Source organism: Marinobacter sp. es.048, assembly GCF_900188435.1.
Lineage (GTDB): Bacteria > Pseudomonadota > Gammaproteobacteria > Pseudomonadales > Oleiphilaceae > Marinobacter.
This window is the reverse complement of the sequence record NZ_FYFA01000002.1, coordinates 163,303-186,413: the sequence shown is the minus strand read 5'-3', so window position 1 is coordinate 186,413 and position 23,111 is coordinate 163,303. Positions and strand designations below refer to the sequence as shown.

The 23,111-nt window shown below is 55.6% G+C and carries 25 protein-coding genes; 18 read left to right on the top strand and 7 right to left on the bottom strand.

All coding sequences use genetic code 11. The features are described from left to right. Positions 1 to 8: 8 nt before the first annotated feature. The 3 genes from CFT65_RS11885 to CFT65_RS11875 all read right to left on the bottom strand — a co-directional run bounded on the left by CFT65_RS11885 (position 9) and on the right by CFT65_RS11875 (position 2,854). Positions 9 to 1,076, bottom strand: coding sequence for an NAD(P)H-dependent glycerol-3-phosphate dehydrogenase (locus CFT65_RS11885; protein WP_088828360.1), 1,068 nt, complete (start codon positions 1,074 to 1,076; stop codon positions 9 to 11). A gap of 63 nt (positions 1,077 to 1,139) precedes the next feature. Next, complete coding sequence (locus tag CFT65_RS11880; protein ID WP_064230439.1) at positions 1,140 to 1,631, bottom strand: STAS domain-containing protein; 492 nt, start codon at positions 1,629 to 1,631, stop codon at positions 1,140 to 1,142. A gap of 14 nt (positions 1,632 to 1,645) precedes the next feature. Next, entirely contained in the window at positions 1,646 to 2,854 is a 1,209-nt protein-coding gene (locus CFT65_RS11875) for a PP2C family protein-serine/threonine phosphatase (protein ID WP_088828359.1), read from the bottom strand. Positions 2,855 to 2,968: 114 nt separating this feature from the next. Here CFT65_RS11875 and CFT65_RS11870 point away from each other — a divergent pair, with 114 nt between their 5' ends. Then, positions 2,969 to 4,453: an HD domain-containing protein gene (locus tag CFT65_RS11870; protein ID WP_088828358.1), complete on the top strand. Its 1,485-nt coding sequence runs from the start codon at positions 2,969 to 2,971 to the stop codon at positions 4,451 to 4,453. On the opposite strand, the gene CFT65_RS11865 is transcribed toward CFT65_RS11870, so the two are convergent. Then, positions 4,443 to 5,471, bottom strand: a complete 1,029-nt coding sequence (locus CFT65_RS11865; protein ID WP_088828357.1) for an NAD(P)/FAD-dependent oxidoreductase — start codon at positions 5,469 to 5,471, stop codon at positions 4,443 to 4,445. The genes CFT65_RS11870 and CFT65_RS11865 overlap by 11 nt on opposite strands. A gap of 115 nt (positions 5,472 to 5,586) precedes the next feature. Here CFT65_RS11865 and CFT65_RS11860 point away from each other — a divergent pair, with 115 nt between their 5' ends. The 10 genes from CFT65_RS11860 to CFT65_RS11815 all read left to right on the top strand — a co-directional run bounded on the left by CFT65_RS11860 (position 5,587) and on the right by CFT65_RS11815 (position 14,012). Further along, on the top strand, positions 5,587 to 6,543 hold the full coding sequence (locus CFT65_RS11860; RefSeq protein WP_088828356.1) for an acyl-CoA desaturase: 957 nt from the start codon (positions 5,587 to 5,589) through the stop codon (positions 6,541 to 6,543). Then, positions 6,540 to 7,007: a nuclear transport factor 2 family protein gene (locus CFT65_RS11855; protein ID WP_088828355.1), complete on the top strand. Its 468-nt coding sequence runs from the start codon at positions 6,540 to 6,542 to the stop codon at positions 7,005 to 7,007. The genes CFT65_RS11860 and CFT65_RS11855 overlap by 4 nt, the downstream gene beginning before the upstream one ends. Continuing rightward, positions 7,004 to 7,804 carry an SDR family NAD(P)-dependent oxidoreductase gene (locus CFT65_RS11850; protein ID WP_088828354.1) on the top strand — a complete coding sequence of 267 codons (801 nt, stop codon included), beginning with the start codon at positions 7,004 to 7,006 and terminating at the stop codon, positions 7,802 to 7,804. Before CFT65_RS11855 ends, CFT65_RS11850 begins: the two co-directional genes overlap by 4 nt. Further along, the gene (locus tag CFT65_RS11845; protein ID WP_088828353.1) at positions 7,801 to 9,066 is read left to right on the top strand and encodes an NAD(P)/FAD-dependent oxidoreductase; all 1,266 of its coding nucleotides are present in this window, start codon (positions 7,801 to 7,803) and stop codon (positions 9,064 to 9,066) included. The genes CFT65_RS11850 and CFT65_RS11845 overlap by 4 nt, the downstream gene beginning before the upstream one ends. Positions 9,067 to 9,068: 2 nt before the next feature. Continuing rightward, the gene (locus CFT65_RS11840; protein WP_088828352.1) at positions 9,069 to 9,953 is read left to right on the top strand and encodes a DUF1365 domain-containing protein; all 885 of its coding nucleotides are present in this window, start codon (positions 9,069 to 9,071) and stop codon (positions 9,951 to 9,953) included. Then, positions 9,941 to 11,215: an SAM-dependent methyltransferase gene (locus tag CFT65_RS11835; protein ID WP_088828351.1), complete on the top strand. Its 1,275-nt coding sequence runs from the start codon at positions 9,941 to 9,943 to the stop codon at positions 11,213 to 11,215. Before CFT65_RS11840 ends, CFT65_RS11835 begins: the two co-directional genes overlap by 13 nt. Next, positions 11,212 to 11,733: a DUF2878 domain-containing protein gene (locus CFT65_RS11830; RefSeq protein WP_088828350.1), complete on the top strand. Its 522-nt coding sequence runs from the start codon at positions 11,212 to 11,214 to the stop codon at positions 11,731 to 11,733. Before CFT65_RS11835 ends, CFT65_RS11830 begins: the two co-directional genes overlap by 4 nt. Continuing rightward, positions 11,730 to 12,470, top strand: a complete 741-nt coding sequence (locus CFT65_RS11825) for a hypothetical protein (protein WP_088828349.1) — start codon at positions 11,730 to 11,732, stop codon at positions 12,468 to 12,470. The genes CFT65_RS11830 and CFT65_RS11825 overlap by 4 nt, the downstream gene beginning before the upstream one ends. Before the next feature lie 81 nt (positions 12,471 to 12,551). Beyond that, a complete protein-coding gene (xthA, locus tag CFT65_RS11820) occupies positions 12,552 to 13,364 on the top strand; it encodes an exodeoxyribonuclease III (protein ID WP_088828348.1) in 813 nt (270 codons plus the stop codon). A gap of 18 nt (positions 13,365 to 13,382) precedes the next feature. Next, positions 13,383 to 14,012 (top strand): TetR/AcrR family transcriptional regulator, encoded by a 630-nt coding sequence (locus CFT65_RS11815; RefSeq protein ID WP_088828347.1) that lies wholly within the window; start codon positions 13,383 to 13,385, stop codon positions 14,010 to 14,012. A 12-nt stretch (positions 14,013 to 14,024) separates the two neighbouring features. Here the strand turns inward: CFT65_RS11815 and CFT65_RS11810 are convergent, their stop codons facing one another. Then, a complete protein-coding gene (locus tag CFT65_RS11810) occupies positions 14,025 to 14,438 on the bottom strand; it encodes a phasin family protein (RefSeq protein WP_088828346.1) in 414 nt (137 codons plus the stop codon). Positions 14,439 to 14,785: 347 nt separating this feature from the next. On the opposite strand from CFT65_RS11810, the gene CFT65_RS11805 reads away from it, so the two are divergent. The 4 genes from CFT65_RS11805 to hemH all read left to right on the top strand — a co-directional run bounded on the left by CFT65_RS11805 (position 14,786) and on the right by hemH (position 17,328). Further along, positions 14,786 to 15,223 carry a YeeE/YedE family protein gene (locus tag CFT65_RS11805; RefSeq protein WP_088828345.1) on the top strand — a complete coding sequence of 146 codons (438 nt, stop codon included), beginning with the start codon at positions 14,786 to 14,788 and terminating at the stop codon, positions 15,221 to 15,223. A 4-nt stretch (positions 15,224 to 15,227) separates the two neighbouring features. Beyond that, positions 15,228 to 15,653 carry a YeeE/YedE family protein gene (locus CFT65_RS11800; protein ID WP_088828344.1) on the top strand — a complete coding sequence of 142 codons (426 nt, stop codon included), beginning with the start codon at positions 15,228 to 15,230 and terminating at the stop codon, positions 15,651 to 15,653. A gap of 96 nt (positions 15,654 to 15,749) precedes the next feature. Then, positions 15,750 to 16,181 carry a TIGR01244 family sulfur transferase gene (locus tag CFT65_RS11795; RefSeq protein ID WP_088829542.1) on the top strand — a complete coding sequence of 144 codons (432 nt, stop codon included), beginning with the start codon at positions 15,750 to 15,752 and terminating at the stop codon, positions 16,179 to 16,181. 37 nt (positions 16,182 to 16,218) lie between these two features. Continuing rightward, positions 16,219 to 17,328: a ferrochelatase gene (gene hemH, locus CFT65_RS11790; protein ID WP_088828343.1), complete on the top strand. Its 1,110-nt coding sequence runs from the start codon at positions 16,219 to 16,221 to the stop codon at positions 17,326 to 17,328. A 29-nt stretch (positions 17,329 to 17,357) separates the two neighbouring features. On the opposite strand, the gene CFT65_RS11785 is transcribed toward hemH, so the two are convergent. Beyond that, the gene (locus CFT65_RS11785) at positions 17,358 to 17,555 is read right to left on the bottom strand and encodes a hypothetical protein (RefSeq protein WP_088828342.1); all 198 of its coding nucleotides are present in this window, start codon (positions 17,553 to 17,555) and stop codon (positions 17,358 to 17,360) included. Between the two features lie 254 nt (positions 17,556 to 17,809). Here CFT65_RS11785 and CFT65_RS11780 point away from each other — a divergent pair, with 254 nt between their 5' ends. Further along, the gene (locus tag CFT65_RS11780) at positions 17,810 to 19,117 is read left to right on the top strand and encodes an ATP-grasp domain-containing protein (RefSeq protein ID WP_088828341.1); all 1,308 of its coding nucleotides are present in this window, start codon (positions 17,810 to 17,812) and stop codon (positions 19,115 to 19,117) included. 14 nt (positions 19,118 to 19,131) lie between these two features. On the opposite strand, the gene CFT65_RS11775 is transcribed toward CFT65_RS11780, so the two are convergent. Then, complete coding sequence (locus CFT65_RS11775) at positions 19,132 to 20,226, bottom strand: histone deacetylase (RefSeq protein WP_172408489.1); 1,095 nt, start codon at positions 20,224 to 20,226, stop codon at positions 19,132 to 19,134. Positions 20,227 to 20,792: 566 nt separating this feature from the next. Between CFT65_RS11775 and CFT65_RS11770 the strand changes: the two genes are divergently transcribed. Beyond that, on the top strand, positions 20,793 to 22,091 hold the full coding sequence (locus CFT65_RS11770; protein ID WP_088828339.1) for a tyrosine-type recombinase/integrase: 1,299 nt from the start codon (positions 20,793 to 20,795) through the stop codon (positions 22,089 to 22,091). Continuing rightward, entirely contained in the window at positions 22,088 to 22,993 is a 906-nt protein-coding gene (locus tag CFT65_RS11765; protein WP_088828338.1) for a hypothetical protein, read from the top strand. The genes CFT65_RS11770 and CFT65_RS11765 overlap by 4 nt, the downstream gene beginning before the upstream one ends. The last annotated feature ends 118 nt before the right edge of the window (positions 22,994 to 23,111 follow it).

Genomic DNA, 23,111 nt, shown 5'->3' with positions numbered 1-23,111 from the left:
TGGCAGCTCTACTGGCTAATGGTACGCGGCAATATAAACTCTACGTCGGAATTCTGGACCGACATCATCAGGCTGTTGATAACCGCTTTAATTGAGGCATTATCGTACAGAATCTCGTAAAGCCCACGGACCAATGGCATGTAGATGCCAATCGCCTCTGCCTTTTCCTTTACCAGCTTCAGGGTGTAAATACCCTCGGCAACCTGCCCAAGGTCGGCGACGGCGTCGTCCAGCTTCTGGCCCTGCCCCACTGCGTAGCCCACACGATAGTTTCGGCTCTTGGAGGACGTACAGGTCACAATCAGGTCGCCAACACCTGCCAGCCCCATAAAGGTCATGGGGTTGGCGCCAAGGCTTACTGCAAACCGGCTCATTTCGGCAAGGCCCCGGGTGATCAGCATGGCCTTGGCGTTCTCTCCCATCTCGAGGGCGGACGCCAAACCGGCGACAATCGCATAAATATTCTTCAATGCTCCGGCGAGTTCCACGCCATAAACATCCACATTGGCGTAAACGCGGAAGTATTCGCAGCCGAGCAGATCCTGAACGGCACGGCGCACATCGGGGTCCTTGGCGGCAATCACGGTAGCGGTCAGGTCCCGGTTGACAATCTCACCCGCCAGATTGGGTCCACTTAGCACGCCTGTGCGACAGCGCGGAATCTCTTCCTGGAGAATCTCGCTCATCAGCTTGAAGCCGTGCTCTTCAATGCCCTTGGTCAGGCTGATAACAATCTGGTCATCGTGGAATTTATCGCAGTTTTCGCGGATGACGGCCCGAAAGGCCTTGCTGGGAATGGCGACAAACACAGTTTCTGCCTTGCTGACGGCATCCGCAAGATCGGTGGTGGGCTGTATATCACCGGCCAGTTCAATACCCGGCATATAGCGGCTGTTAACACGGGTGGTGCGAATCTCTTCGGCCTGGGCCTCACCGCGCATCCAGAAGTGCACGCGATGACCGTTTTCGCCCAGCACCTTGGTCATGGCGGTGCCAAAACTGCCGCCGCCCAGAACCGCCACGTCGTGCATCGGTCCGGTTGCCCCAGAGTTCTGAGGCATCGATTGTTCAGACATAGTTCTTCCATTTTTTCAGATCAGGTGTGAAACCGGCAAGGCCGCGCACATTCGGCGTGGGCGTTAACCGGGCTCTTCACATTCCAGAGCGCGCACCAGATTCTTGAATTCTTCCCTGTTTCGGTTGTTCAGCCCCATCAGAACCTTGTGGGCATCAAGAACCTTGTCCCGAACCTGCTGTTCGCTGGCCCTGAGTACAGGTATTTCTTCAAGCTCTTCAATACGGGACGCGGGTTCTCGGACAATGATGAAAATCTTGTCGAATCCCATGGAAGTGATAATGCGGGTAATGTCAGGGTTGGTCGAAATCAGCGTGGGCAGGAAATGGCTCTGTTTCTGGGCCGCCATGGCTATTTTGGCCAGCAGGCCCAGGGTAGTGCTGTCGATAATCTCGGTTTCGGTCAGGTCGATCACCACGGTTTTGAACTGCGGGTCCTGAGTGATGGACTCAACCAGATTGTCCAGCGTCGAACACAGGTTCAGCCGGATTTCCCCGATAAACTTCAGGACATAAATGCCCTGTTTTTCAGCTTGCAGGATCTTGTAACCAGCCATGTTTCACACTGCCACTATTTCGACGGGGTGTTATCTGATCCATTAATGGTATCAGTTACCGATACGATAGCGATATCGTCCGGTAGCTCTGTGATCTGATCGAGACTCAGAGCTTCGCCAAGGGAGGCGATAGTGTGACGACCTCCCGATACGAGTTCAAGTAGTGTCCGTTCCTTTTCATCCAAACCTTTTTCCCGGATAACTTCCAGAATTCCATCCGAAAAAAGGGTCAGGTGAAAGGGTTTGTTCAGGGGTACTTCATACACCTCCCACTCCGGGGTCTCGAACAGCCCCACCGGCAGCCCGCTACCCTCGAGAAAGGCCGTCTCCCCTCCCTCGAAGGACAGAATGGGCATCGGGAAATGTGCGCCCACTGCGTAATTCAATTTACGCTCACTCAGGGAAATAATGCCAACGAACACGGTTACGTGTTTCCCGAGGCCTGTATCCAGCAGCTCTGTGTTGATGCGCTCCAGGAAGCGGTCCGGGTACAGGATGTCCTCACTGGAACCGCGACGCAGGTTTCGCTGCAGCCGGTTCGTCAGGTTTTTCAGCAGTACCGTCACGAACGCCGAGCTGGCGCCGTGGCCTGAGACATCAGCGATGTAAACCAGCACTTTGTCGTCTGAAATACGGAAGTAGTCCAGGAAGTCACCGCTCAGATAGAGCGACGGCTTGATCATGTGATCCACGTGCAAGCCACTCATTACCTGCTCGTGCTCAGGCAGCATCCGTAACTGGACCTTCCGGCCGGCCCGCTGGTCTGCCCTGAGTTCGGCAATGCCGTCCCGAAGATCCCGGTTCGCCTCTTCCAATTCCTGCCGGTAAAGCTGGTTCAGCCGGTTGACCCGGACCCGGTCAAACAGTTTCCCGAGGACATCATCCAGAGCGCCCTTGTCGTCGTTGCAGGGTTTCAGGACAAAATCCGCGGCGCCGGCCCGGAGCGCGCTGACCACATCAGCACTGGCTTCACTCGATGAACAGGCGACAATAGGGGTGAAGGTTTCGGCTTCTTCAAGACGATTGGCGAGGTCCCGGATGGCCTCCGGAGACAGATCTGCAAAGATGACGTCGGGAATGTTATCGTCAAACAGTGCCTTTGCGCCGGCAAGATCCGGGTAACCGGTCACGTAGAACCCCCTCGCTTCAAGGTACCGGGCGAGATCCGTACGGGCCTTTTCATCGGCGTCTATTATAAGTATGCGCTCGGTGCGCGAGGTCATGGCGACAGCCCTAAACTACCAGCGATAAACGATAAATTGGCATGAATAAGCCTATTCTGGCACGCCCCTGTGATATAACAAGGCCAGTTTTATGAAATTGGGAGATTCCATCTGATGCGACGTGCCGTTAACGATCTTCTCGGAGCCTATGACAAGTTGATCATGGATCCGGTTCACGGAGGGATTCCCCTTTACCGGCATGAAATCCAGGTGATCGACCACCCGCTTTTCCAGCGACTTCGAAACATCTGCCAGAACGACATTCTGAGCCTGGTCTTTCCGGGCGCGACCCACTCGCGGTTCCTGCACAGTATCGGCGTGATGCATGTGGGCACCCGGATGTTCCGGTCGATGATTGACGCCTATTTGAGAGAACGCCAGCTGAGCGAGCAGACGGACCTGAGCCTGAGCCAGCTGGACGCGATCGACTACCTGGCCAAAACCATTCGGCTGGGTTGCCTGCTGCACGACAGTGGCCATTCCAGCTTTTCCCACCAGTTCACCCAGGCCCGACGGATCCGGAAACTGATGTCGCGGCCCGGTCGTTTCCGGGATCTCTGGCGCGGCGTGGATTACTCTGCCTATCACCCGGAAGAGCCCGATGAACTGGAGCACGAACACTATTCAGTGCGTGTGGCCCACGATGTGCTCATGGCAGTAGATCTTGAGAGTGCCGGTCTCTTCGCCCGGGACGTTATCGGCATTATGGAAACCACAACGGTAAGACCCAGCGAGACATTTTGCCGCCATGCCCGGACTTTCTGGGCCTTTATTGCCGGAGAGGATGCCGCCGCCGGATCACCTCTGAGCGAGAACATTCCGGGCCTGGTGATGGACCTTCTGTCGTCCATTGTATCCGGTGAGATCGACGCCGACCGCGCCGATTATATGCTCCGTGACGGATTCCACTCGTCAGTCACCATCGGCGGTTTCAATCTGGATCACCTGTTGAGCAACCTGCGTTTCGGTTGGGATGTGTCCGAGCCCTGGCTCGGACTGGCGATCACCCAGAAAGGCCTGGGTGCGCTTGAGGATTTTGTTTATAGCCGGCACCAAATGTACCGGAAGGTGTATGCCCACAAGACTGCACTCGGCTTTGACTGGCTGCTTCGGGAAGCAATCAATGAAGTACTGGATGACCCGGAGAATTTTGAATGGGTGGATACCTGCCTGAGCGATATGGCCTATTTTGCGGAGCTTACCGACAACTTTTTCTGGGAGGCATTCCGGAAAGTGGCCCGCAAACACCCGAAGAGCTTCTCCTTCTGCATTGTGAACCGGGTGAAGCTGAACCATCTGGATACCGGGGAAGACTTTTCAGCCAGAGGTATTGAGCGGCACAGCGCCTGGTTGGCCGGAGAACTCTCCCTTAATCCGGCCCAGGTCGTGACCTGTTCGATGCGGGCGCGGTTTTCCAACATCCAGGACAATTTCAACGGGATTAAAGTGCTGGTGCGCGAACCCATTCACCGCACCCGTTCACTGAGGAAAATCACCGATGTGAGCGCCTTCTTCAGCAAATTCAGTGACGGCACCATCACCCATTTCTACACTCGCCCGGATGTCACCACCGGCAGCCCGACTTCGCTCACCGAGTAGCAGCCAAGGCGTTCAGCTCGGCAACCAGCCCGCAGGCGCTGTCGAACGCGCCCTCAACCCGACCACCGCTGAGCCAGTCGCCGGCCAACCCAAGCCTGTAATCCGGGAACCAGAGGTGGCCGGGCTGTTCTCCGCCTTCGGAGCGGGCATAAAGCCATCGATGCGTGACAACTTCATCCGGGCCGGTATCAAAGCCGGTAGTTTCACGAAAAGCCGCCAGAAGCTTGTCGGCAACTTGGTCGGCGGGTGTATCAACATGCGCTTCCGTCCACGCCGGACTGGCGTGCAACACCCACCACTGACCCTCATCCTCCCGGCCCGGTTTGCTGGAATTGTTGGCCACCCAGAACAACGCCGGGTGCCGGCAGCGCATACCTTCATGATAAACCCAGGGCGACACCGGGAAATGGGCTGCAACGGCCCAGCACGGCAGGACCCTGCTCACCGGATCGTCAAGATGGGAAGCCAGATTTTTAAGGCCACTGTCCGCCAGCAGCTCCCGGGCCTGTGCCGGTGGCGCGGTAATGATCACCGCATCAAAGTCTCCCAAATGGTTCCCGTCGGTATCGGAGATGGCCCAAGACTGGTCGTTTCGGGCCAATTTGCCAACACGCGTTTCAGTGACAACCCTTGCGTGCTCGGACAGCGCCCGGGTTATGGCCGTCATGCGCGGTGTACCCACGTAACGGGTTTCCTGAGGGAAGGATTCCCACTTATCGGCATCCGCCTGGAAACCAAACCGGCCTTGCCAACGTCCGAAACTGTCTGGCCCGGCAAATTTGCGAAGAAAAGGCAGGAATTCGGGATTTCGGGAGGTGAAGTATTGCGCGCCCAAGTCGGCTGATCCGCCGGTTACACGTTTTGCCGCTAGCCTGCCACCCGGTCCCCGGCTCTTTTCAAAAACGGTGATGTGATGGCCGAGGCCCTGCAGTTGGATCGCGGCTGTCAGCCCGGCGAGGCCTGAACCAACAATAGCGATACGGCGTATAAGTGGAGAATCAAAGGTTTGATTAAACATGGTTTATCGTGCATCCAATTACGGTAGTGAGATCGTACAACTCACCTGAAACTTCAGCGGCAACATGGCTGAGTGTGCGATCAAGGTTCCATTAGAGAGAAAGGGCAATCAGGGTATGACCCGAATGCAGCATTGGCTTACAAACATTCTGAGGTGGTTCGATTCCGAAGCGGGTTCGGATCACATAGACACCTCGTCCAGATCACTCAATTTTCTACGGGTTATTCCGTTCATTGCGCTCCATCTGGCATGCCTTCTGGCCTTTTACACTGGAGTTAGCGCCTTCGCCATCGGGTTTGCGATCGCGTTTTTCCTCGTGCGCATGTTCGCGATTACCGGATTCTACCATCGTTACTTTGCCCACAAGACGTTCAAAACCAGCCGTCCTGCCCAGTTTGTGTTCGCCGTTCTTGGAGCCAGCGCTGCCCAGCGCGGTCCATTATGGTGGGCGGCTCATCACCGGCATCATCATCAGCACTCGGATGACGTACAGGATCTCCACTCGCCTCATCAGGGTGGTTTCTGGTGGTCGCACATGGGCTGGTTCACCTGTGACGCCGGCTTCGCGACCGACGAACGCCGGATTCGCGATTGGCTCAAGTTTCCCGAACTCAAGCTGATAAACCGGTTCGATGCGCTCGTACCTGCCCTGGCCGCCGTCGGCATCTACGCCCTGGGCGAAGCTCTTGCAGCCTGGGCGCCAGGCCTCGGGACCACTGGCCTGCAGCTGCTCGTTTGGGGCTTCTTTGTCTCAACAGTGGTGCTGTTTCACGCCACAGTTTCGATCAATTCGCTCTCCCATGTCTGGGGCAAGCGCCGATTCGAGACTTCGGACGACAGCCGGAATAACTTCTGGCTGGCATTGCTTACCCTTGGAGAAGGTTGGCACAACAATCATCACCGCTGGCCTCAGTCCGTTCGCCAGGGTTTCCGGTGGTATGAAATTGACATCACCTGGTATGGACTGTGGTTGATGTCCAAGCTGGGCATCATTTGGGAGCTGAACCCCATACCCAAGCATATTCAGGAAGAAACACGCGAACTGGATAGAATGAGAAGGAGCAGGCAATGACAACCGCCTCTAAGATAGAAGTAGGTACGCGTAACTCGGCGGTGCCGGCAACTCTCGACAGTTTCAGGGCCCTGTTCAACGAACTGGACAAGGGTAATCTGAACAAGCTCTCCCGGGTCTACAGCGAGGATATCCGATTCCAGGATCCCCTTAGCACGGTAAATGGGCTTGACCAACTGACTCATTATTTTGCCGGGGCCTATGCCAACGTAATCTCCTGTCACTTCGAATTCGGTGAAGCAGTTGTTCAAGGGGAGTGTGCTGCAGTGCCCTGGGTCATGCATTTGCGTCACAAGCGCATTCGCAAAGGCCAAGAAGTTCACGTTCAAGGCATCAGCCACCTGGAGATCCGCGATGGCATGGTCTGCTACCACCGCGATTACTTCGATGCAGGGGAAATGCTCTACGAAAACCTGCCGGTGGTTGGCAGGTTGATTCGCTGGATCAAGGATCAGGCAGGATGAGTGATCGACTTCAGGAAACCTCGAACATCTGGATTACCGGAGCCAGCTCAGGTATTGGCGAATCCGTAACCCGCGCACTTGCACGCGGTGGTCACCGGCTTGTTATCACTGGTCGACGCCAGGGAGTGCTCGAGGAGCTTGCGTCCGTGGCGCCCGAGCGGATCATCCCCGCCGCCGCAGACGCCACCAGCAAGGAAGATCTTCAGACCATCGCCGGGACGCTGGAGAATAATGGCGACCTGAACATGGTTATTCTCAACGCTGGCACCTGTGAATATCTCGATATTGCCCATTACAGCAGTGATGTGATCGAAAAAAACATTTACACCAACGTGATTGGAACCGCTAGATGCCTGGATATTGCCCTGCCCGCGCTCCGGCGCAGTCGGGCAAAGGGCCAGCCGGCCACTCTGGTGATTGTCAGTTCGTCGGCCTGGTGGTTTCCCTTTGGTAGGGCAGAAGGTTACGGCGCTTCCAAAGCTGCCCTGACCTACTTTGCCCATGCCCTCAGGGCAGACCTTGCCGCCGAAGGCATCGACGTTGTGGTGGTTTCACCCGGGTTTGTGAAGACCCCACTGACCGACCGCAACGATTTCCCCATGCCCTTTCTGGTCTCGGCCGAGGATGCGGCGGAACGAATTGTCAGTGGCCTGGCGCGTGGTAAGAACGAAATAGCCTTCCCCAAGCGTTTTACCTGGATGTTGAAAGCGCTGGGCGCCCTTCCTCGGCCTTTGATCGACCGTATATCGGCCTCCTTGGCCCGTAAAAGCAACACCGAACAGGAAAACAATGGATGAGTAGTGAGCGTCAGCGGATTGCTGTCATTGGGGCCGGCGTTTCTGGCCTCACGGCTGCTTGGCTTTTGGCCGAGAAACACGAGGTTCAGGTTTTTGAGGCAGGCGACTATGCCGGCGGTCACACCAATACCGAGCCGGTCGAAGCCGGTGGCCAAACCTGGCCGGTAAACACGGGGTTTATCGTATTCAACGACTGGACCTACCCCAATTTCATCAAGTTGATGGAGCGGCTTGGTGTGCCCTCGGAAGTCAGCGACATGAGCTTCAGCGTGGATTGCAGCAACACTGGCCTGCAATACAACGGCACCAGCCTGAACACCCTCTTCGCCCAGCGCCGGAACCTGCTGAATCTGCCGTTCCTGAAAATGGTGCGGGAGATTCTGCGCTTCAACAAGGAAACCCGGGCAGACCTGGAGGCGGGTAACATTAACAATGATGAGACCCTTGGCGAATATCTGAACAGGAATGGTTATTCCCGTTATTTCAGGAATTACTATGTCGTTCCCATGGGTGCGGCCATCTGGTCAGCGCCGGAGATCATTCTGGAACAGTTTCCAATCCGATTCTTCCTGCAGTTTTTTAACAATCACGGCATGCTGTCCGTGGATGACCGCCCCACCTGGCGAGTGATATCCGGTGGTTCCGCCCAGTACGTAAAAAAGATGATGGAACGCCTGGGCGATGCTACGCACCTGAACAGCCCTGTCGACAGGGTGGTCAGGGATGAAAATGGCGTGACCGTCTCGGTAAAGGGCCACGATCATCAGTTCGATCAGGTGATTTTTGCGTGCCACAGCGATCAGGCGCTTGCCATGCTGGCAGACCCGACAGACAAGGAGCGGGATATCCTGGGTGCGATGGCCTATCAGAACAACGATGTGGTGCTCCACACCGACAGCAGCGTGTTGCCGGATAACCGCCGCGCCTGGGCTGCCTGGAACTACTTTATTCCGACCCACAGCACGGAACCTGTCTCCGTTACCTACAATATGAACATTTTGCAGAATTTCCACGATGCACCGGAAACCTTCTGTGTGACCCTCAACCGAAGCCGGGATATCAACCCCGAAAAAGTTATCAAACGCTTCGAGTACGCTCACCCTGTGTTCACCCTGGACGCGGTGGCCGCCCAGGAACGCTACGATGAGATCGGTGACCAGAATCGCACCCATTACTGCGGTGCCTACTGGTTCAACGGGTTCCACGAAGACGGCGTTCGCAGTGCGCTGCGGGTCACCCGGGCCTTCGGGGTGGAGCTTTGACTATGAACAGCCAGTGGCTGGAGGGTACTGTCCGGCACAGACGGAAGTACCCGGTCCAACATGAATTCAGCTACAGCACCGGCATGCTGGCCCTGGACACCGATGAGTGGGGTCAGGTTGCCGGAGTCAGTCCGCTTTTCTCCCTGGAGCGGTTCAACTGGATCTCCCTGAAGCGCAGTGATTATTTTCGCCCGGACACTGATGACCTGTCGGTTGCTGTTCGCGATCGCGTAGAAGAAGCCACCGGCTGGCGCCCGGACGGTGAAGTGGAACTGATCACCCACCCCCGCTACTTCGGCTATGTGTTCAACCCGGTCAGTTTCTATTTCTGCTACCAATCCGGGGAATGCCCCGCTGATGGCGTGGTTCCCAAAGTTATCGTCGCCCAGATTACCAACACGCCCTGGCACGATCGCCATGCCTACTGCCTGGAAACCACGGGAGCTGAGCCCAACCAGGCCGGTTGGCGCACCGAGCAGTTTGGCTTCAGCAAGCGTTTTCATGTGTCGCCGTTCAATGGCATGGACCAGCATTACGAGTGGACGTTCAGTTTCCGTGGCCCGGAGCTCAGAATTCACATGAATGTTCTGGAAGAGGGCCGCAAGCATTTTGATGCCACTCTGGTAGTCCAACGTACCCCTCTCACTCGTAAAGATGTGCATAGAAGTCTTCGAAAGTTTCCGCTTGAGGCGTTCAAGGTTGTGGCAGGTATTTACTGGCACGCTCTCCGCCTCAAGCTCAAGGGGGCACCGTTCTACACCCACCCCGACAAGCTGCCCGAAGACGATACCGCCTACCGCCGTGGGCACGATGATTCCGGGCTGGACGTCACCAGCTCTGAGACCAATGACAAGATTCGTGGAAGGGTAAGCTCATGGAGAACCTGAATACTTCGGTTGAAAACACCACATCCGGCTCGGGCAGCCTGCCGGCTCTCAGCCGGTTTGCGAGAACCCTGGTGATTCAGCAACTCCGGTTACTGGGCGAAGGCCAACTGACGGTAAGAGAATCCGGATTTGACGACCTCGTATTCGGAGACGGCAATAGCCAATACCCGCCTGCCGAACTGATTGTCCACGATCACTCCACCTGGCGGGACCTGTTGACCGGCGGTAGTGTCGGCGCAGCCGAGGCTTATGTGGCAGGTGACTGGTCTACGCCCGATCTGGTTGCCCTGCTCCGGTTCTTCACCCGCAACGTCGATCGCATGAACGAGTTTGAAGACCGATTCAGCTGGGTTACCAAGCCCGCCCTGAAAGGCCTTCACTGGCTGAACCGGAACACAAAGGAAGGCTCGCGGAAGAACATCAGCGCTCATTACGACCTGGGCAATGACCTGTTCGAGACCTTCCTCGACCCGACCATGATGTATTCCTCGGCCATCTACGCGAGCGCCGAATCCACGCTCGAAGAGGCCGCAGTTCACAAGCTGGACACCATTTGCCGGAAACTGGATCTCCAGCCGGGAGACAAGGTGATTGAAATCGGCACCGGCTGGGGCGGTTTTGCGATCCACGCTGCCAAGCACTATGGCTGCCACGTGACCACCACGACCATTTCCAGGGAACAGCTGGAGTTGGCGAAAGCGCGGGTTCAGAAAGAGGGCCTGGAAGGCCGTATCACCCTCCTGTTCGACGATTACCGTGATCTTGAAGGCCAGTTCGACAAACTGGTCTCCATCGAGATGATCGAAGCCGTTGGCCCGCAATTCCTGGACAGCTACTTTTCCCAGATTAACGCCCTGCTCAAGCCGGATGGCCTGGCGCTTGTGCAGGCCATCAACATGCCGGAACAGCGTTACCAGAGGGCTCTGAAGAACGTGGACTTCATTCAGCGCTTCATATTTCCTGGCAGCTTTATTCCCTCGTTCGGAGCGATCCTGGAGTCGGTTCGCAAGGAAAGCAAACTGGTGCTGACCCATGCCGAAGATACCGGCTTTCACTACGCCCGTACGCTCCGAGACTGGTGTGACCGCTTCATGGCCCAGCGCGAGACGTTGCAGTCCATGGGTTACGACGAGGCGTTCCGGCGGCTTTGGCACTTTTACTTTGCCTATTGTGAGGCGGGCTTCAGCGAACGCGCCATTGGCGTGGCGCAGCTGGTTTTCGCCAAGCCCGGTAACAAACGCGAGAACATCTTGAGCGTATGATCGCCTCAGAAACTGCCCGTAACGTACTGAACTTCCTCCTGTTCCAGGCCGGCTGGTTTGCCTGTGTGTCTTATCCGGGTCTGATCGGTGCCGGCGTCGTGGTGGTGTTTCTGGTCCTGCATTTTGTGCTGGTTAGCCAGAACCGGATGACGGAGCTTCAGTTCATTGGCCTGGGAACCGTGGTCGGCTCCGTTCTGGATGGCATCTGGTTCCATACCGGAATTCTGGATGACGGTTCCGGGCAGGTGATGTTGACGCCACCCTGGCTGGTGGCTATGTGGGCCATCTTCATGACCACCCTGAGTCATTCTCTGGACTGGATCAGCAAGAAGGCCTGGCTGCCGTTCGTGCTTGCGCCCTTCGCCGGGCCGTTTGCCTACTGGTCTGCAAGTCAGCTCGGCGCAGTGGAGCTGCCCGAATTGATGCCCTCGCTGATGGCGCTGGCATTTGGGTGGCTGGTTGTTTTCCCCTTGCTCTTGTTCGCCCGTAAAACGCTTTATCCGGAGCTGGTGCGATGAGAAACGCGACCGTGACAGTTTCCCTTGCCTTGATGGTTGCGGCCCTGCCGGCCCTTGCGCAGGATTTCCGGTTTACCGGTACCGCGACCACCGGTGATGGCACGGTGATCTACGAGGAGCGCCACGCCGTTGACGGCACCTGTGAGGATGGAGTCTTCCGGCCCCAACAGCATGAGGTGGCCTATCTCAAACCGGATGCAGAGGAGTCGTTCGCCCGCAAGGCGTTGGCATATGATGCAACAGTGCTTCGCCCGACCGTAGACTTCGTGCAGCCGATGTTCGATGAAAAAATGGAGATCACATACCCCAAGGCGGAGACCCTGGTTATTAACTGGCAGACGCCCAGGGGCGACTCCGAGCGATTCCAGGTGGCCTATCCGCCCAGCACCGTAGTGGACTCAGGGTTCGATAACTTTGTCCGCCAGAACTGGCAGAGTGTGGTGGCCGGCGACCCCGTGGAATTCCGGTTCCTTGGGCCGACCCGGGGCGAGCACTATGGCTTCGTCATGGAACAGGTCGAGAATGAACGGGTGAATGCCGATCACGTGGTACAGATACGCCCGACCGGCGTGGTGCTCAGGTTCCTGGTGGATCCCATCGTATTGGGTTACGACGATTCCGGTGCACTCTCCGATTATCTTGGGCTGACCAATATCCGAAAAAACCTGGACGAAAACTACACCGCCCATATCCGCTATGCCGTGGAAACCAGCCCGGATTGTGAACTGACCCTCTGAAACTGTCGCCCCTGCCAAGGCAGATCTCTGGGGCCAGTGTGTTAAACTCCGGCGGGAATCAACGCCGGAGAGTTTTTTGCAATGATGTTCGTCTCTTTCAACGTCAACAGTATCCGCACCCGCCTGCATCAGCTTGAGGCCGTTATCGACGCCCTTGCGCCAGATGTTATCGGTCTTCAGGAAACCAAGGTTCAGGACCATGAGTTTCCGGTCGAGGCGGTCCGGGAGCTTGGCTACCACGTGCATTTCCACGGCCAGAAAACCCACTACGGCGTTGCCCTGCTGTCAAAGGCAGAACCGGAAGCGGTTGTCAAAGGCTATCCCTGGGACGGCGAGGATTCCCAGCGTAGACTGATTACCGGCCATTTCACCGTCAATGGTGAAAACCTGACGGTGATTAACGGTTACTTTCCCCAGGGCGAAAGCCGTGACCACCCCGTGAAGTTCCCTGCCAAGGAAAAGTTCTACGCCGACCTGATGCGCTACCTGGACGAGCTCAAGCAAGCCGGCGGCCACGTGCTGGTCATGGGAGATATGAACATCTCCCCAACCGACAAGGACATTGGTATCGGCGCAGACAATGCCAAACGCTGGTTGCGGACCGGCAAATGCTCTTTCCTTCCGGAAGAACGGGAATGGCTGGGGCAGGTTGAATCGCGGGGCTATACCGATGTGTTCAGACACCTGCACCCTGAGGAAGCGGACACTTTTAGCTGGTTTGATTATCGCAGCAAAGGATTTGAGCGGGATCCAAGGCGAGGCCTGAGGATCGATCTGATCATGGCCAGTGACAGCCTGCTGCCGAAAGCCAGGCAGGCTGGCGTTTCCTACGACATTCGCGCCATGGAACGGCCGTCCGACCATTGTCCGGTCTGGGCGAGCTTCGAACTCTAGGGACTGGCCCGGCGCGACATGAAAAAAATCAAAACCCGCGACCGTATTCTGCAGACTAGCCTGGCGCTGTTTAACAGCGTCGGTGAGCCCAATGTCACCACGTTACTGATCTCCGATGAGATGGATATAAGTCCGGGCAACCTCTACTACCACTTCAAGAGCAAGGGCGACATTGTCGAGGAGCTTTTCGACCAGTACGAGCACGATATGGTAGATCTGCTCGCGGTTCCAGAAGATGCCGACATCAGCCTCGACCAACAGGGTTTTTTCCTGCACCTGCTGTTCGAGACCGTGGCCCGCTACCGGTTTCTGTATCAGGACCTGGTCAACGTTTTGTCCCGCTACGATCAGCTGCAGGTGCGGTTCAAGCGAATCCAGAAGAAGAAAATGGTCGCCTTTCGAACGATTTGTGAAAGCTTCCGGCGCCAGGGCATCATGGCAATTAATCCGGAAGAACTTGAATCTTTGTGTGAACAGTTGACGCTAACCGCCTGTTACTGGAGCGCTTTTGATACTATTTCCCACCTGGAAGACAGGGAGTCGGTCGATCCGGGCCGCGGTGTTTACCAGATGATGCACCTGGTCATTCCTTACCTGACACCCGACGACCGGGAAGAAGCCCGGCTCATGAGCCGGGACTACCTCTGAGCGGCGGAGCTATTACTCTTCGTCATCGCCGGCACGATCGCGCAGGCAGGCAAGTTCTGATTCAAGAGCTTCAACCCGGCGTTCGAGGGATTCGATCTCTTCCCGACGGTGGATCCCCAGGCGTCTCAGAGCCCCGGATACCCGCTCATCGAACATGTGTTCAAGCCGGTCCCAGGTGCCGGTGGCACGCTCGCGAACACCTTCAACACGGTCCTCCACGGACTTGATCTGTTTTTCGACCGCGCCCCGGGTTTTGTTCTCCAACTGCTCACCTTCCTGAACAAGACGATCGAAAAAGCGACCGGTGTCCTCCTCGGCCTTTGTGTAGGCTCCGAGCCCCGCCAACCAGATCTGGCGGGCAGAACCCTTGATTTTTGCCGCCAGTTGCGGATCATTCTCCGGCTTATTGTCGTTCTCGTCAGACATGTTACAACCTCGGGGGTACGGATATTTCTTTCGGAAGCCTATTGTATTACAGCTTTGGCCGGATTTCAGTCGGCCTGGAAGCCGCACAGCGACAGGGCGCAGTATAAAGACGTATCCGATATGAAAAAATGTTTTCAAACGAAAGTGACTCTCGCTTGAAGTGTTCAAAATATGGTCAATACTTCTCAATACCGGCGTCCCTGCTGATGCCGGTTTGTCTGGAAGTCTTTCATGGATACTACTCGCACGCCTCTGCCCGGCATCCTTTGCCGGGCTTTTTTTTGGTATTATTGCCCCAAGATATATGCTTATTCCAAAATAGACAGCTTTAACACTCGGAGTATCAGATGATTGAAATTGCGTGGAATAACTTCACCCCCTGGTCTGCGCTGGCGGGTGGCATTCTGGTGGGCATTGCGGCCGCCAGCTTTCTGCTTCTCAACGGGCGGATTGCGGGCATCAGTGGAATCCTTGGTGGGCTTCTGTCCCCGGCCAAGGGTGATATTGCCTGGCGCCTGGCTTTCCTTGCCGGGCTGATCGGAGCACCGGCCGTCTGGATACTGGCAACCGAGCTTCCCCCCATTGAAATCGAGGCCGGCTATCCCGCACTCATCATTGCCGGGTTGTTGGTGGGTGTCGGTACGCGGTACGGCTCCGGTTGCACCAGCGGACACGGAGTTTGCGGTCTGTCCCGGCTTTCGCTTCGCTCGCTGGCGGCCACCCTTAGCTTTATGGCTGCGGGGTTTGTCACTGTGTATGTCATTCGTCATCTTCTGGGAGTCTGAAGCCATGAAATTTTCCCTTGCTTCCCTGTTCGCCGGCCTGGTGTTCGGTCTGGGCCTCATCGTTTCCGGCATGGCAAACCCAGAAAAAGTGCTCGGTTTCCTTGATATCGCCGGTCTTTGGGACCCGTCACTGGCCTTTGTCATGGGCGGCGCCATCTTGGTGGGCGTAGTCGCGTTTGCCGTTGCTCGCAAGCGCACTCTTTCCTTCCTTGGCTTCCACATGAAAATGCCTCCCAGTACCCACATCGATAAACGGCTGGTACTGGGCGGCCTTATGTTCGGTGTTGGCTGGGGTATTGCCGGCTTTTGCCCCGGTCCCGGGTTAGTAGCACTCGGTGCCGGCGAAACCAAGGCGGCCGTGTTTGTGGCGGCCATGGTCGCTGGCATGGCCATCTTCGAAGTGATTGAGCGCAACCGCGCGAAGGCGTAAGTAGTTTCTGTTAATTTCCCTGCCGTCACTCTGACACAGCCCGGAGGCTGTGCGATCATGGCGGCAGCTCCATTACCCGATTCGGAGAAGACATCCATGGATATCAGAAAGATTGACGACAACATTTCGGTGGCTCCCCAGATTTCCGTCGAAGACGTGGCAGAAGCCGCGAAGCTGGGCTTCAAGACCCTGGTTGCAAACCGCCCCGATCACGAAGAGCCCGGGCAGCCCTCAATGGCGGATATTGAGGCAGCCGCCCGGGAACAGGGTCTTGAGTGGGTATACATGCCGGTGGAGTCCGGCAACATTACCGATGACGACGTAAACCGCTTCGCACCAATGATCCGGGACGCCGAAAAACCCGTACTGGCATTCTGCCGCTCCGGGACCCGCTGTACTGTTCTCTGGGCACTGAGTGCGGCCCGAAACACGTCGGCCAATGAAATCTTTACCAAGGCACGCAACGCCGGTTATGACATCTCCGGCCTTGCACCACGGATGGCACAACAGGCCGCCGACAAAGGCTGACAATCCAACTGCCCAATCAACGTTCAGGATCCACCGCATGCAATACAAAGGTACAGAGAATTTCAGCCACAATCAGCCTGACCGATTGGGGGTGCTGGTCACCAACCTGGGTACCCCGGATGCCCCGACCACGTCGGCGCTCCGTCGTTACCTGGCTGAATTTCTCTCGGACCCTCGGGTGGTGGAGCTGCCACGGCCACTCTGGTGGCTGATCCTGCACGGCGTAATCCTGCGCATTCGCCCCAAGCGGAGTGCAGAGGCGTATTCCAGCGTCTGGCAGCCTGAAGGCTCTCCCCTGCTCCTGCATACCGCAAAGCAGGCTGAGGGCATACGAGAGGCGCTCAAGCGCAAGTACGGCCCCAATGTGGTGGTCGGGTTTGCAATGCGTTATGGCAATCCGTCGATTGCCCGGGTCCTCGATGAGATGCAGGAACAGGGGGTGCGGAAACTGCTGATTCTGCCTCTTTACCCCCAATACTCCGCATCAACCTCTGCATCCACCTTCGATGCGATTGCCAAAGATTTCACCAAACGGCGCTGGCTACCGGATTTCCGGTTTATTTCCCACTACCCGGATTACCCGCCCTACATCGAAGCCATGGCACGCCATATTGAGGCGCATTGGGCAAACCATGGGCGCAACCAGAAGCTGATGTTCTCCTACCATGGGGTGCCACTGAAGTACCTGACCAAGGGCGATCCGTACCACTGTGAGTGCCACAAAACGTCGCGGCTGCTGGCCGAACGCTTGGGCCTGAGCAAGGAAGACTACATGACCACCTTCCAGTCCAGATTCGGCAAGGAGGAGTGGCTCAAGCCCTATACGGATGAGACCCTGAAATCGCTACCGGGCAAAGGCGTGAAATCCATCGACGTATTCTGCCCCGGCTTCTCATCGGACTGCCTGGAAACCATTGAGGAAATCGACGAGGAGAACCGCGAGTACTTCATGGAGGCCGGCGGCGAAGGGTTCAGCTATATCACCGCGCTGAACGCAACGCCCGGGCACATCGAAGCCCTGGTAAAACTTATCGAAGAGAATCTGGAGGGCTGGAAGGTGCCAAAGAACGAGCCTGAGGCCCTGGCCGCATGCCAGCAGAGAGCCGACGAACAGAAAAAACTCATTTATCCAGGTCGGGACCTCTGATCTGGCTTTGATCGAACACCGGGGCGGATTCAATTGCCCCGGTCTTCCCCCTTTTCTTCTCCCCCGGAAAGCTCAGGCACCGCCTGGCAAAAAGCACACTCCTCCGTATCCACAGCAGCACCCCCGGCTTCCACATATCGGACTTTGTGGCTGGCCTTGCCCCGATTGGCAGATACAGAAAACATCCGGTCCCGACGTTCCACTGAACTATTTTGTGAGTCTGTCATAGCGAGCCCTCCTGATATCGACACTCTGATGATGAGCGTAATCTGGCATTAAACCAAGTAGGGAAAACCACTGGGCAAGTACACCGGGATCGGGCACAGATATCTTGTAACCAGACCGGTTAAATCCTATGTTGAATTACCGAGTTCACCGATCTAGTGAATCGCCCAGTGAGAACCGCCCCGCCTAACGGTTCCGATCACTTGGTGCATTCGCTTTGGCGTGGTTCTGCGCTGACCGGCAAGGAGAAACTAGCATGTCAATAACTTCAGAAACTCAATTATCCAAAGATGTATCAGGCTGGCTCGACCCAAAAATGGACTCGGTACGCGGCACGGAAACGCCCAAGGATCCCAACAAAGGCTACATTGCCCTGCTTGGCTGGAGCCTGAATGCGGTCAAGGCCGCGCAGAAGTTCGACCGTCGCTATATTGTGGTCGCTCCCGATTGGGCTGCGGATTTCTGCACCGCTAACAAGATACCTTTCATTTCATGGGATTTTACCCGCCTGAATGACCGGTCCATGGAGATTGCAGAAAGGCTAAAAGCGGAAGGCGTTGATGTAGCGCTACCTCTCTTCGAGGAAACCGTCGAGTGGTCCGGGGCGATCAACTCAGTCCTGTTTAAAGAACCTCATATGTACGGCCAGTCTATTTTGTTCCGTGACAAAGCCCTGATGAAGCGCCGCGCACAACTCGGCGGTATTCGCGTCGGGATCTTCGAGGAGGCGTATGAAAAAGACGACATTGTCCGTTTCATGAGGCGCGTCAATCAGACACTCTTGCACCTTGAGGGTGACCCGGACGACCCGATTCACGTCAAGGCCTTCGACAAAGCCGGTTGTCTCGGCCATCGCATGATTCGCAAGGTAGAAGACATTGACGCCATTCCGCCGGAAGAGTATCCCCTGTTGATGGAGAGTCATCTGAGTGGCTGGGAGTTTGCTGTTGAGGCCTGGATCCACGACGGGAAAATCAAGTTCCTTAATATTTCCGAATACGTCACGCTGGGTTACTCGGTGTTCGTCCCCGCTACAAATGAGCTCGAGAGCTGGCGCAACGCGATCACCAAGCAGATCGAACTGCTGATCAAAACCTTCGACATCAAATTCGGGTTTATCCATCCCGAGTACTTCGTTACCGCTGACGGCGAAATGTATTTTGGGGAAGTTGCGTATCGTCCGCCGGGATTCAAGGCTTTTGAACTTATTGAGAGAGCTTATGGCTTTAGTGCGTACCAGGCTTCTATGTTGGTGTTTGATCCTAAAACCACCAAAGAGGAGGTAGATAGCTTCTTCCCCCGTGAGGTGGTTGACGCGAAAGGCTACGCTGGGTGCTTCGGCGTATATCCAAGACGTCGTGTAATCAGCAGGCTGGAAATGCCCAAGGAAACGGTTGAACACCCCTACTTCGAGTCTCACGAATTGATCGCGCCTAAAGAAGAGATAGTTCCTGAACGGTTAGCCTATGGGACTCATTGGGGCCTGATCTTCTTCTTCGGTGACGACCCCATCAAGATGCGGGACCTCCTGAAAGCCCAGGAAGATCTGGACTTCTACATTTAGAGTAGAGGCGCTGTTCAGTGCGTCTGGTTCTTTAGCGCGGCGATAGAGCTGGCATGGAACGCCGCTGCATCGGACGCGGCCGCGCAACCGGGGTCGTTTGCCAGAACATTAAATGTATTCACCGGTTTTCCCGCCAGCGCCTGGCTGACAGCATAGGCGCTGTCAGCCAAAGCCTTGGCGCTGTAGCCGCCTTCCAGCATCAGTACCAGGCGCCCCTCACAAAGTTCGTCGGCCAGGTTGCTCATGCGCTGGGTGACGGCGGCATACCCGGTTTCGTTCATGTTGCAAACCATGTCGAGGTAATGACAATCGAAACCAGTGGATACCAGCAGAATATCGGGCCGGAATGCACGTGCTGCCGGCCTAACCACCTGTTCGAACACCTTCAGTAGCGCGGCGTTGCCAAAACCCGTGGGCAGTGGGACGTTGAGATGGTAACCAAGGCCCGGTCCAGCTCCGGTTTCGTTCAACAGGCCGCTGCCCGGGTAGAACGGTGCCGCGCAGTGGCTATCGACCACCAGGACGGTAGGATCGTCATAGAAAATAGCCTGGGTGCCGTTGCCGTGATGCATGTCCAGGTCCCAGATCATGACTCGTTCGTAGCCGAGGGCTTTGCGAGCATGCGCCGCGGTGACCGCCAGGTTGTTATAAAGGCAAAAGCCACGGGCACGATCTGCGGGAGCGTGGTGCCCGGGCGGACGCACAATACAGAACGCTCGCTCGGCTTCACCGGCGGCGATTGCTTCGATCGCGCTGATTCCGGAGCCGGCCGCCAAGCGGGCCGCTATCACACTTCCCGGCGATACTGCGGTCGTGTCTTGAGACAGCCAACCGGATTGCCCATCCAGCGACTCAATATGGGCCACATAGGCTGCATCATGTACCCGCTCGAGTTGAGGGGCGCTGGCCGGGGACGGTAGCATCCAGCGCACGCCGTCGATGGGCTCGAGAAGCAGCCGATCGACGATCGCTGTCAGGCGCTCAGGACGTTCAGGATGGCTATAGGTGTCCAGGTTGGCATTGGGATACTGCCGCTTAATCATCGCCTTGACGACGTCAGTCCATTCGGGACGGTCAGGATCCCAGCCATGTGGATTGTGACCGAGCATACGGAAGTCGTAATAGAGCAATAAGGTCGCGGTCATAGCTGTCATCAAAAGACATCATGTTTTGACCTACCCATCTCGCCAGCGTGGATGATGCTCAAACAAGCACGTACCAACACAGAGCCAAAATAGAAAGTGCAGATCGTAACGGAGTTTAATGCAGAAATCAGTGAACATGAAACCTGGTTGGCCCGGAGCACCATTGCAGGAAAGTGTTCAGAAGAAGATATGAGTTACTGAGATTATGGAAAATGGCGGTGGGCCAGACCTTCCAAAATGTCTGTAAGCATCGGTTTCTTTACGAATTTTTTTGCAGAATACCCAGCACTCCTGGGCGTGCCCCAGCGTCCTTGTAACACTCTGTAACATCCTGTAACCTCCAATGACAATCCTATTGATAGGTAGGTAGTCAGGTTCGTTAAAACAGAACGACTTAAGGTTTCACGGTCATCCACTGGCTTTGGTCGGTTCATCCGTCTAGCTCCCTGCTTCTAATAGGCCATTGATTAGAGCTTTACCGCACTTGTCTTGGTTTAACGCTTAAGTCGTCGAAATTGGAATCAGCAGCCATGCCCAAAAAGGTCAAAGAGTTAAGCGCCACTGAGGTCAGAAGACTGACTCATGCTGTCAGCAAGACAACCGGCAAACCATATAACGCTTTGCACTCGGTCGGTGGTGTGTCCGGTTTACTTCTCCAAGTTACTCCCAGTAATGCAAAGTCCTGGATCTACCGCACCCAGATTGCAGGAAAGCGTCGGAGTATCGGTTTAGGTGCCTTCCCAGACGTGACATTGACTCAAGCCCGCGACAAAGCGAGAGAGACTCGGGACAAGATCGCCGCTGGTATCGACCCGGTTCAGGAAAAGCAGGCTAATAGACGCGCCCTACTGGCAGCTAGGTTGAGCACTGTGACCTTTGCCGATGCGATGGCCGATTATATCGATATGAAGGCCAAGGAATTCAGGAATCCCCGACAGCGGCAGCAGTGGGAAAATAGCTTGAACACTTACGCTATCCCGCACATCGGCAAGGTACCTGTCCGAGAAATAGAACTCCCCCACATCAAAGCAGTACTTGATCCCATCTGGCATGAAAAAACCGAAACCGCTAACCGTGTTAGGGCAAGAATGGAGAACATACTCGGTTGGTGTGCGATCCACGGCTACCGCTCCAATGAGAATCCGGCCAAGTGGCAAGGCTATCTCGATGAAGTTTACCCCTCACCCGAGAAGATCAAGAAGAAAGGACACTTCACCGCCTTGTCAGTGGATGCAATGCCCAACTTCATGGCAGCGTTGAAGAAGCGTACTGGCACCTCTGCCCGAGCCTTGGAGTTCCTCATTCTTACCGCTGCCCGAACGAATGAGGTAATAGGCGATAAACGCATCAACAAGGCTGGCGTAACATGGCAGGAAATCGACTTGAGACAGAAGATCTGGACTGTGCCCGCCGACCGCATGAAATCTGGCAAAGGACACCGTGTTCCGCTCTCTGAAGCTGCCGTGGATCTGCTGAAAGGGATGACACCTGGCGATCCGGACTCATTAATATTTCCAGGCTCGAAAGGCGGTATACCCTCCAACAACTTCCTCACAAAACTGATCGAACGAATGGACTTTAAGATCACTACCCACGGCTTCCGCTCGACTTTCAAAGATTGGGCCAGAGAGAACACAGCCTATCGTGACGAAGTTTCAGAGCTCGCCCTGGCCCATGTGAATAGTGACGCTACCCGAGCTGCCTATGCCCGTTCAGAACTGATAGACAAGCGCCGGCTACTCATGGCCGATTGGGAAAGGTTTTGTAGTCACGGAGATAAGAAGCAAGAAGGCGGAAAAGTGATTTCCATTTCCGAGGTTGGCGCATGAAAGATCCCGGAGCGAAAGACGTCGGCGAAACATGGTTGTTCTGGGCAATCGATCCTATTGAGTCCTTTGTTGATGGGGGGGAAGGTGAGCAGAATCATGCTCTAGTTATTTCCGGGAGGACCCCGCGACTTCTTCATGATCCGGTTTTGTGGAAACTAGGAAAACGAGCATTCGACAGTTTGGCATCGAAATTGGATCGGGAGATCACGAGAACAGTTATTGACATTGTCTTCTACGAGACCCTTGGCATTCTGGTTGACGTGTGGAACGGGCACGCAGAAATTTTAGAACCGCGGATCGAGGGCGGCCACATACCTATGATCAAATCTGAGTCAAAGGAGTTGGTTTCAGATCAGACGTCTATCTGTGTAGATCAAACCGATCCGTGGACCGCTCTTGGGCACCGGATCGAGCCGTACATCCGTTTTCTTGACAACATTATTGAGGTCGTAAACCTAGAGCAAGGATTAAATTATTGGCCATATGATCGCGAATTTGTGGCCGCCTATTTTACCCTTTGCCAAATCGATAATAGTGCTGTGTTCCAGTCACTTGATGATGCTTACAAGGACGATTATGAGTTGGCACTTTACTGGTTCGACAAGGTCGACAGTTATCTAAGAACAAGGGACGCTATTGATCGACACGTGACATTTTCAAAATGGGAGAAGTCCGACTCAGGGAACAAAGTCCGCCATGCTAGGCGAAATGAAGCACGTAGCCTCGTGACCGAAGATTGGGACCAAAATAAAACTACTTTTCGCAGCGCTGAAAAGGCCGGGATTTACTATGCTGACTGGCTTAGAGAAAAGGGTTTCGATTACGAGCCTCGGACCGTTACGAATTGGATTCGTCAATACGCCAAAGATAATGGAATTAGGCTTAGATTACCTCCTCCCTAGGAGACTGTTCATTGTCCCAAGGTTAGCGAACCGCGTCCCTTGGACGCGTGTCTCTTGTATTTATTTCACCTGATTAACTGCTCATGTGTTCAACCAGCCCCGTAACAGGAAGGCGCAA

What these genes read in the sequence shown, in the direction of transcription:
- CFT65_RS11815 (WP_088828347.1), top strand. Translation starts at nt 13,383, where the DNA reads ATGAAAAAAATCAAAACCCGCGACCGTATTCTGCAGACTAGCCTGGCG.
- CFT65_RS11855 (WP_088828355.1), top strand. Translation starts at nt 6,540, where the DNA reads ATGACAACCGCCTCTAAGATAGAAGTAGGTACGCGTAACTCGGCGGTG.
- CFT65_RS11785 (WP_088828342.1), bottom strand. Translation starts at nt 17,555, where the DNA reads ATGACAGACTCACAAAATAGTTCAGTGGAACGTCGGGACCGGATGTTT.
- CFT65_RS11775 (WP_172408489.1), bottom strand. Translation starts at nt 20,226, where the DNA reads ATGCTCGGTCACAATCCACATGGCTGGGATCCTGACCGTCCCGAATGG.
- CFT65_RS11875 (WP_088828359.1), bottom strand. Translation starts at nt 2,854, where the DNA reads ATGACCTCGCGCACCGAGCGCATACTTATAATAGACGCCGATGAAAAG.
- CFT65_RS11835 (WP_088828351.1), top strand. Translation starts at nt 9,941, where the DNA reads ATGGAGAACCTGAATACTTCGGTTGAAAACACCACATCCGGCTCGGGC.
- CFT65_RS11770 (WP_088828339.1), top strand. Translation starts at nt 20,793, where the DNA reads ATGCCCAAAAAGGTCAAAGAGTTAAGCGCCACTGAGGTCAGAAGACTG.
- CFT65_RS11850 (WP_088828354.1), top strand. Translation starts at nt 7,004, where the DNA reads ATGAGTGATCGACTTCAGGAAACCTCGAACATCTGGATTACCGGAGCC.
- CFT65_RS11845 (WP_088828353.1), top strand. Translation starts at nt 7,801, where the DNA reads ATGAGTAGTGAGCGTCAGCGGATTGCTGTCATTGGGGCCGGCGTTTCT.
- CFT65_RS11800 (WP_088828344.1), top strand. Translation starts at nt 15,228, where the DNA reads ATGAAATTTTCCCTTGCTTCCCTGTTCGCCGGCCTGGTGTTCGGTCTG.
- CFT65_RS11860 (WP_088828356.1), top strand. Translation starts at nt 5,587, where the DNA reads ATGACCCGAATGCAGCATTGGCTTACAAACATTCTGAGGTGGTTCGAT.
- CFT65_RS11780 (WP_088828341.1), top strand. Translation starts at nt 17,810, where the DNA reads ATGTCAATAACTTCAGAAACTCAATTATCCAAAGATGTATCAGGCTGG.
- CFT65_RS11810 (WP_088828346.1), bottom strand. Translation starts at nt 14,438, where the DNA reads ATGTCTGACGAGAACGACAATAAGCCGGAGAATGATCCGCAACTGGCG.
- CFT65_RS11870 (WP_088828358.1), top strand. Translation starts at nt 2,969, where the DNA reads ATGCGACGTGCCGTTAACGATCTTCTCGGAGCCTATGACAAGTTGATC.
- CFT65_RS11805 (WP_088828345.1), top strand. Translation starts at nt 14,786, where the DNA reads ATGATTGAAATTGCGTGGAATAACTTCACCCCCTGGTCTGCGCTGGCG.
- CFT65_RS11795 (WP_088829542.1), top strand. Translation starts at nt 15,750, where the DNA reads ATGGATATCAGAAAGATTGACGACAACATTTCGGTGGCTCCCCAGATT.
- CFT65_RS11865 (WP_088828357.1), bottom strand. Translation starts at nt 5,471, where the DNA reads ATGTTTAATCAAACCTTTGATTCTCCACTTATACGCCGTATCGCTATT.
- CFT65_RS11880 (WP_064230439.1), bottom strand. Translation starts at nt 1,631, where the DNA reads ATGGCTGGTTACAAGATCCTGCAAGCTGAAAAACAGGGCATTTATGTC.
- CFT65_RS11825 (WP_088828349.1), top strand. Translation starts at nt 11,730, where the DNA reads ATGAGAAACGCGACCGTGACAGTTTCCCTTGCCTTGATGGTTGCGGCC.
- CFT65_RS11765 (WP_088828338.1), top strand. Translation starts at nt 22,088, where the DNA reads ATGAAAGATCCCGGAGCGAAAGACGTCGGCGAAACATGGTTGTTCTGG.
- xthA (WP_088828348.1), top strand. Translation starts at nt 12,552, where the DNA reads ATGATGTTCGTCTCTTTCAACGTCAACAGTATCCGCACCCGCCTGCAT.
- hemH (WP_088828343.1), top strand. Translation starts at nt 16,219, where the DNA reads ATGCAATACAAAGGTACAGAGAATTTCAGCCACAATCAGCCTGACCGA.
- CFT65_RS11830 (WP_088828350.1), top strand. Translation starts at nt 11,212, where the DNA reads ATGATCGCCTCAGAAACTGCCCGTAACGTACTGAACTTCCTCCTGTTC.
- CFT65_RS11885 (WP_088828360.1), bottom strand. Translation starts at nt 1,076, where the DNA reads ATGTCTGAACAATCGATGCCTCAGAACTCTGGGGCAACCGGACCGATG.
- CFT65_RS11840 (WP_088828352.1), top strand. Translation starts at nt 9,069, where the DNA reads ATGAACAGCCAGTGGCTGGAGGGTACTGTCCGGCACAGACGGAAGTAC.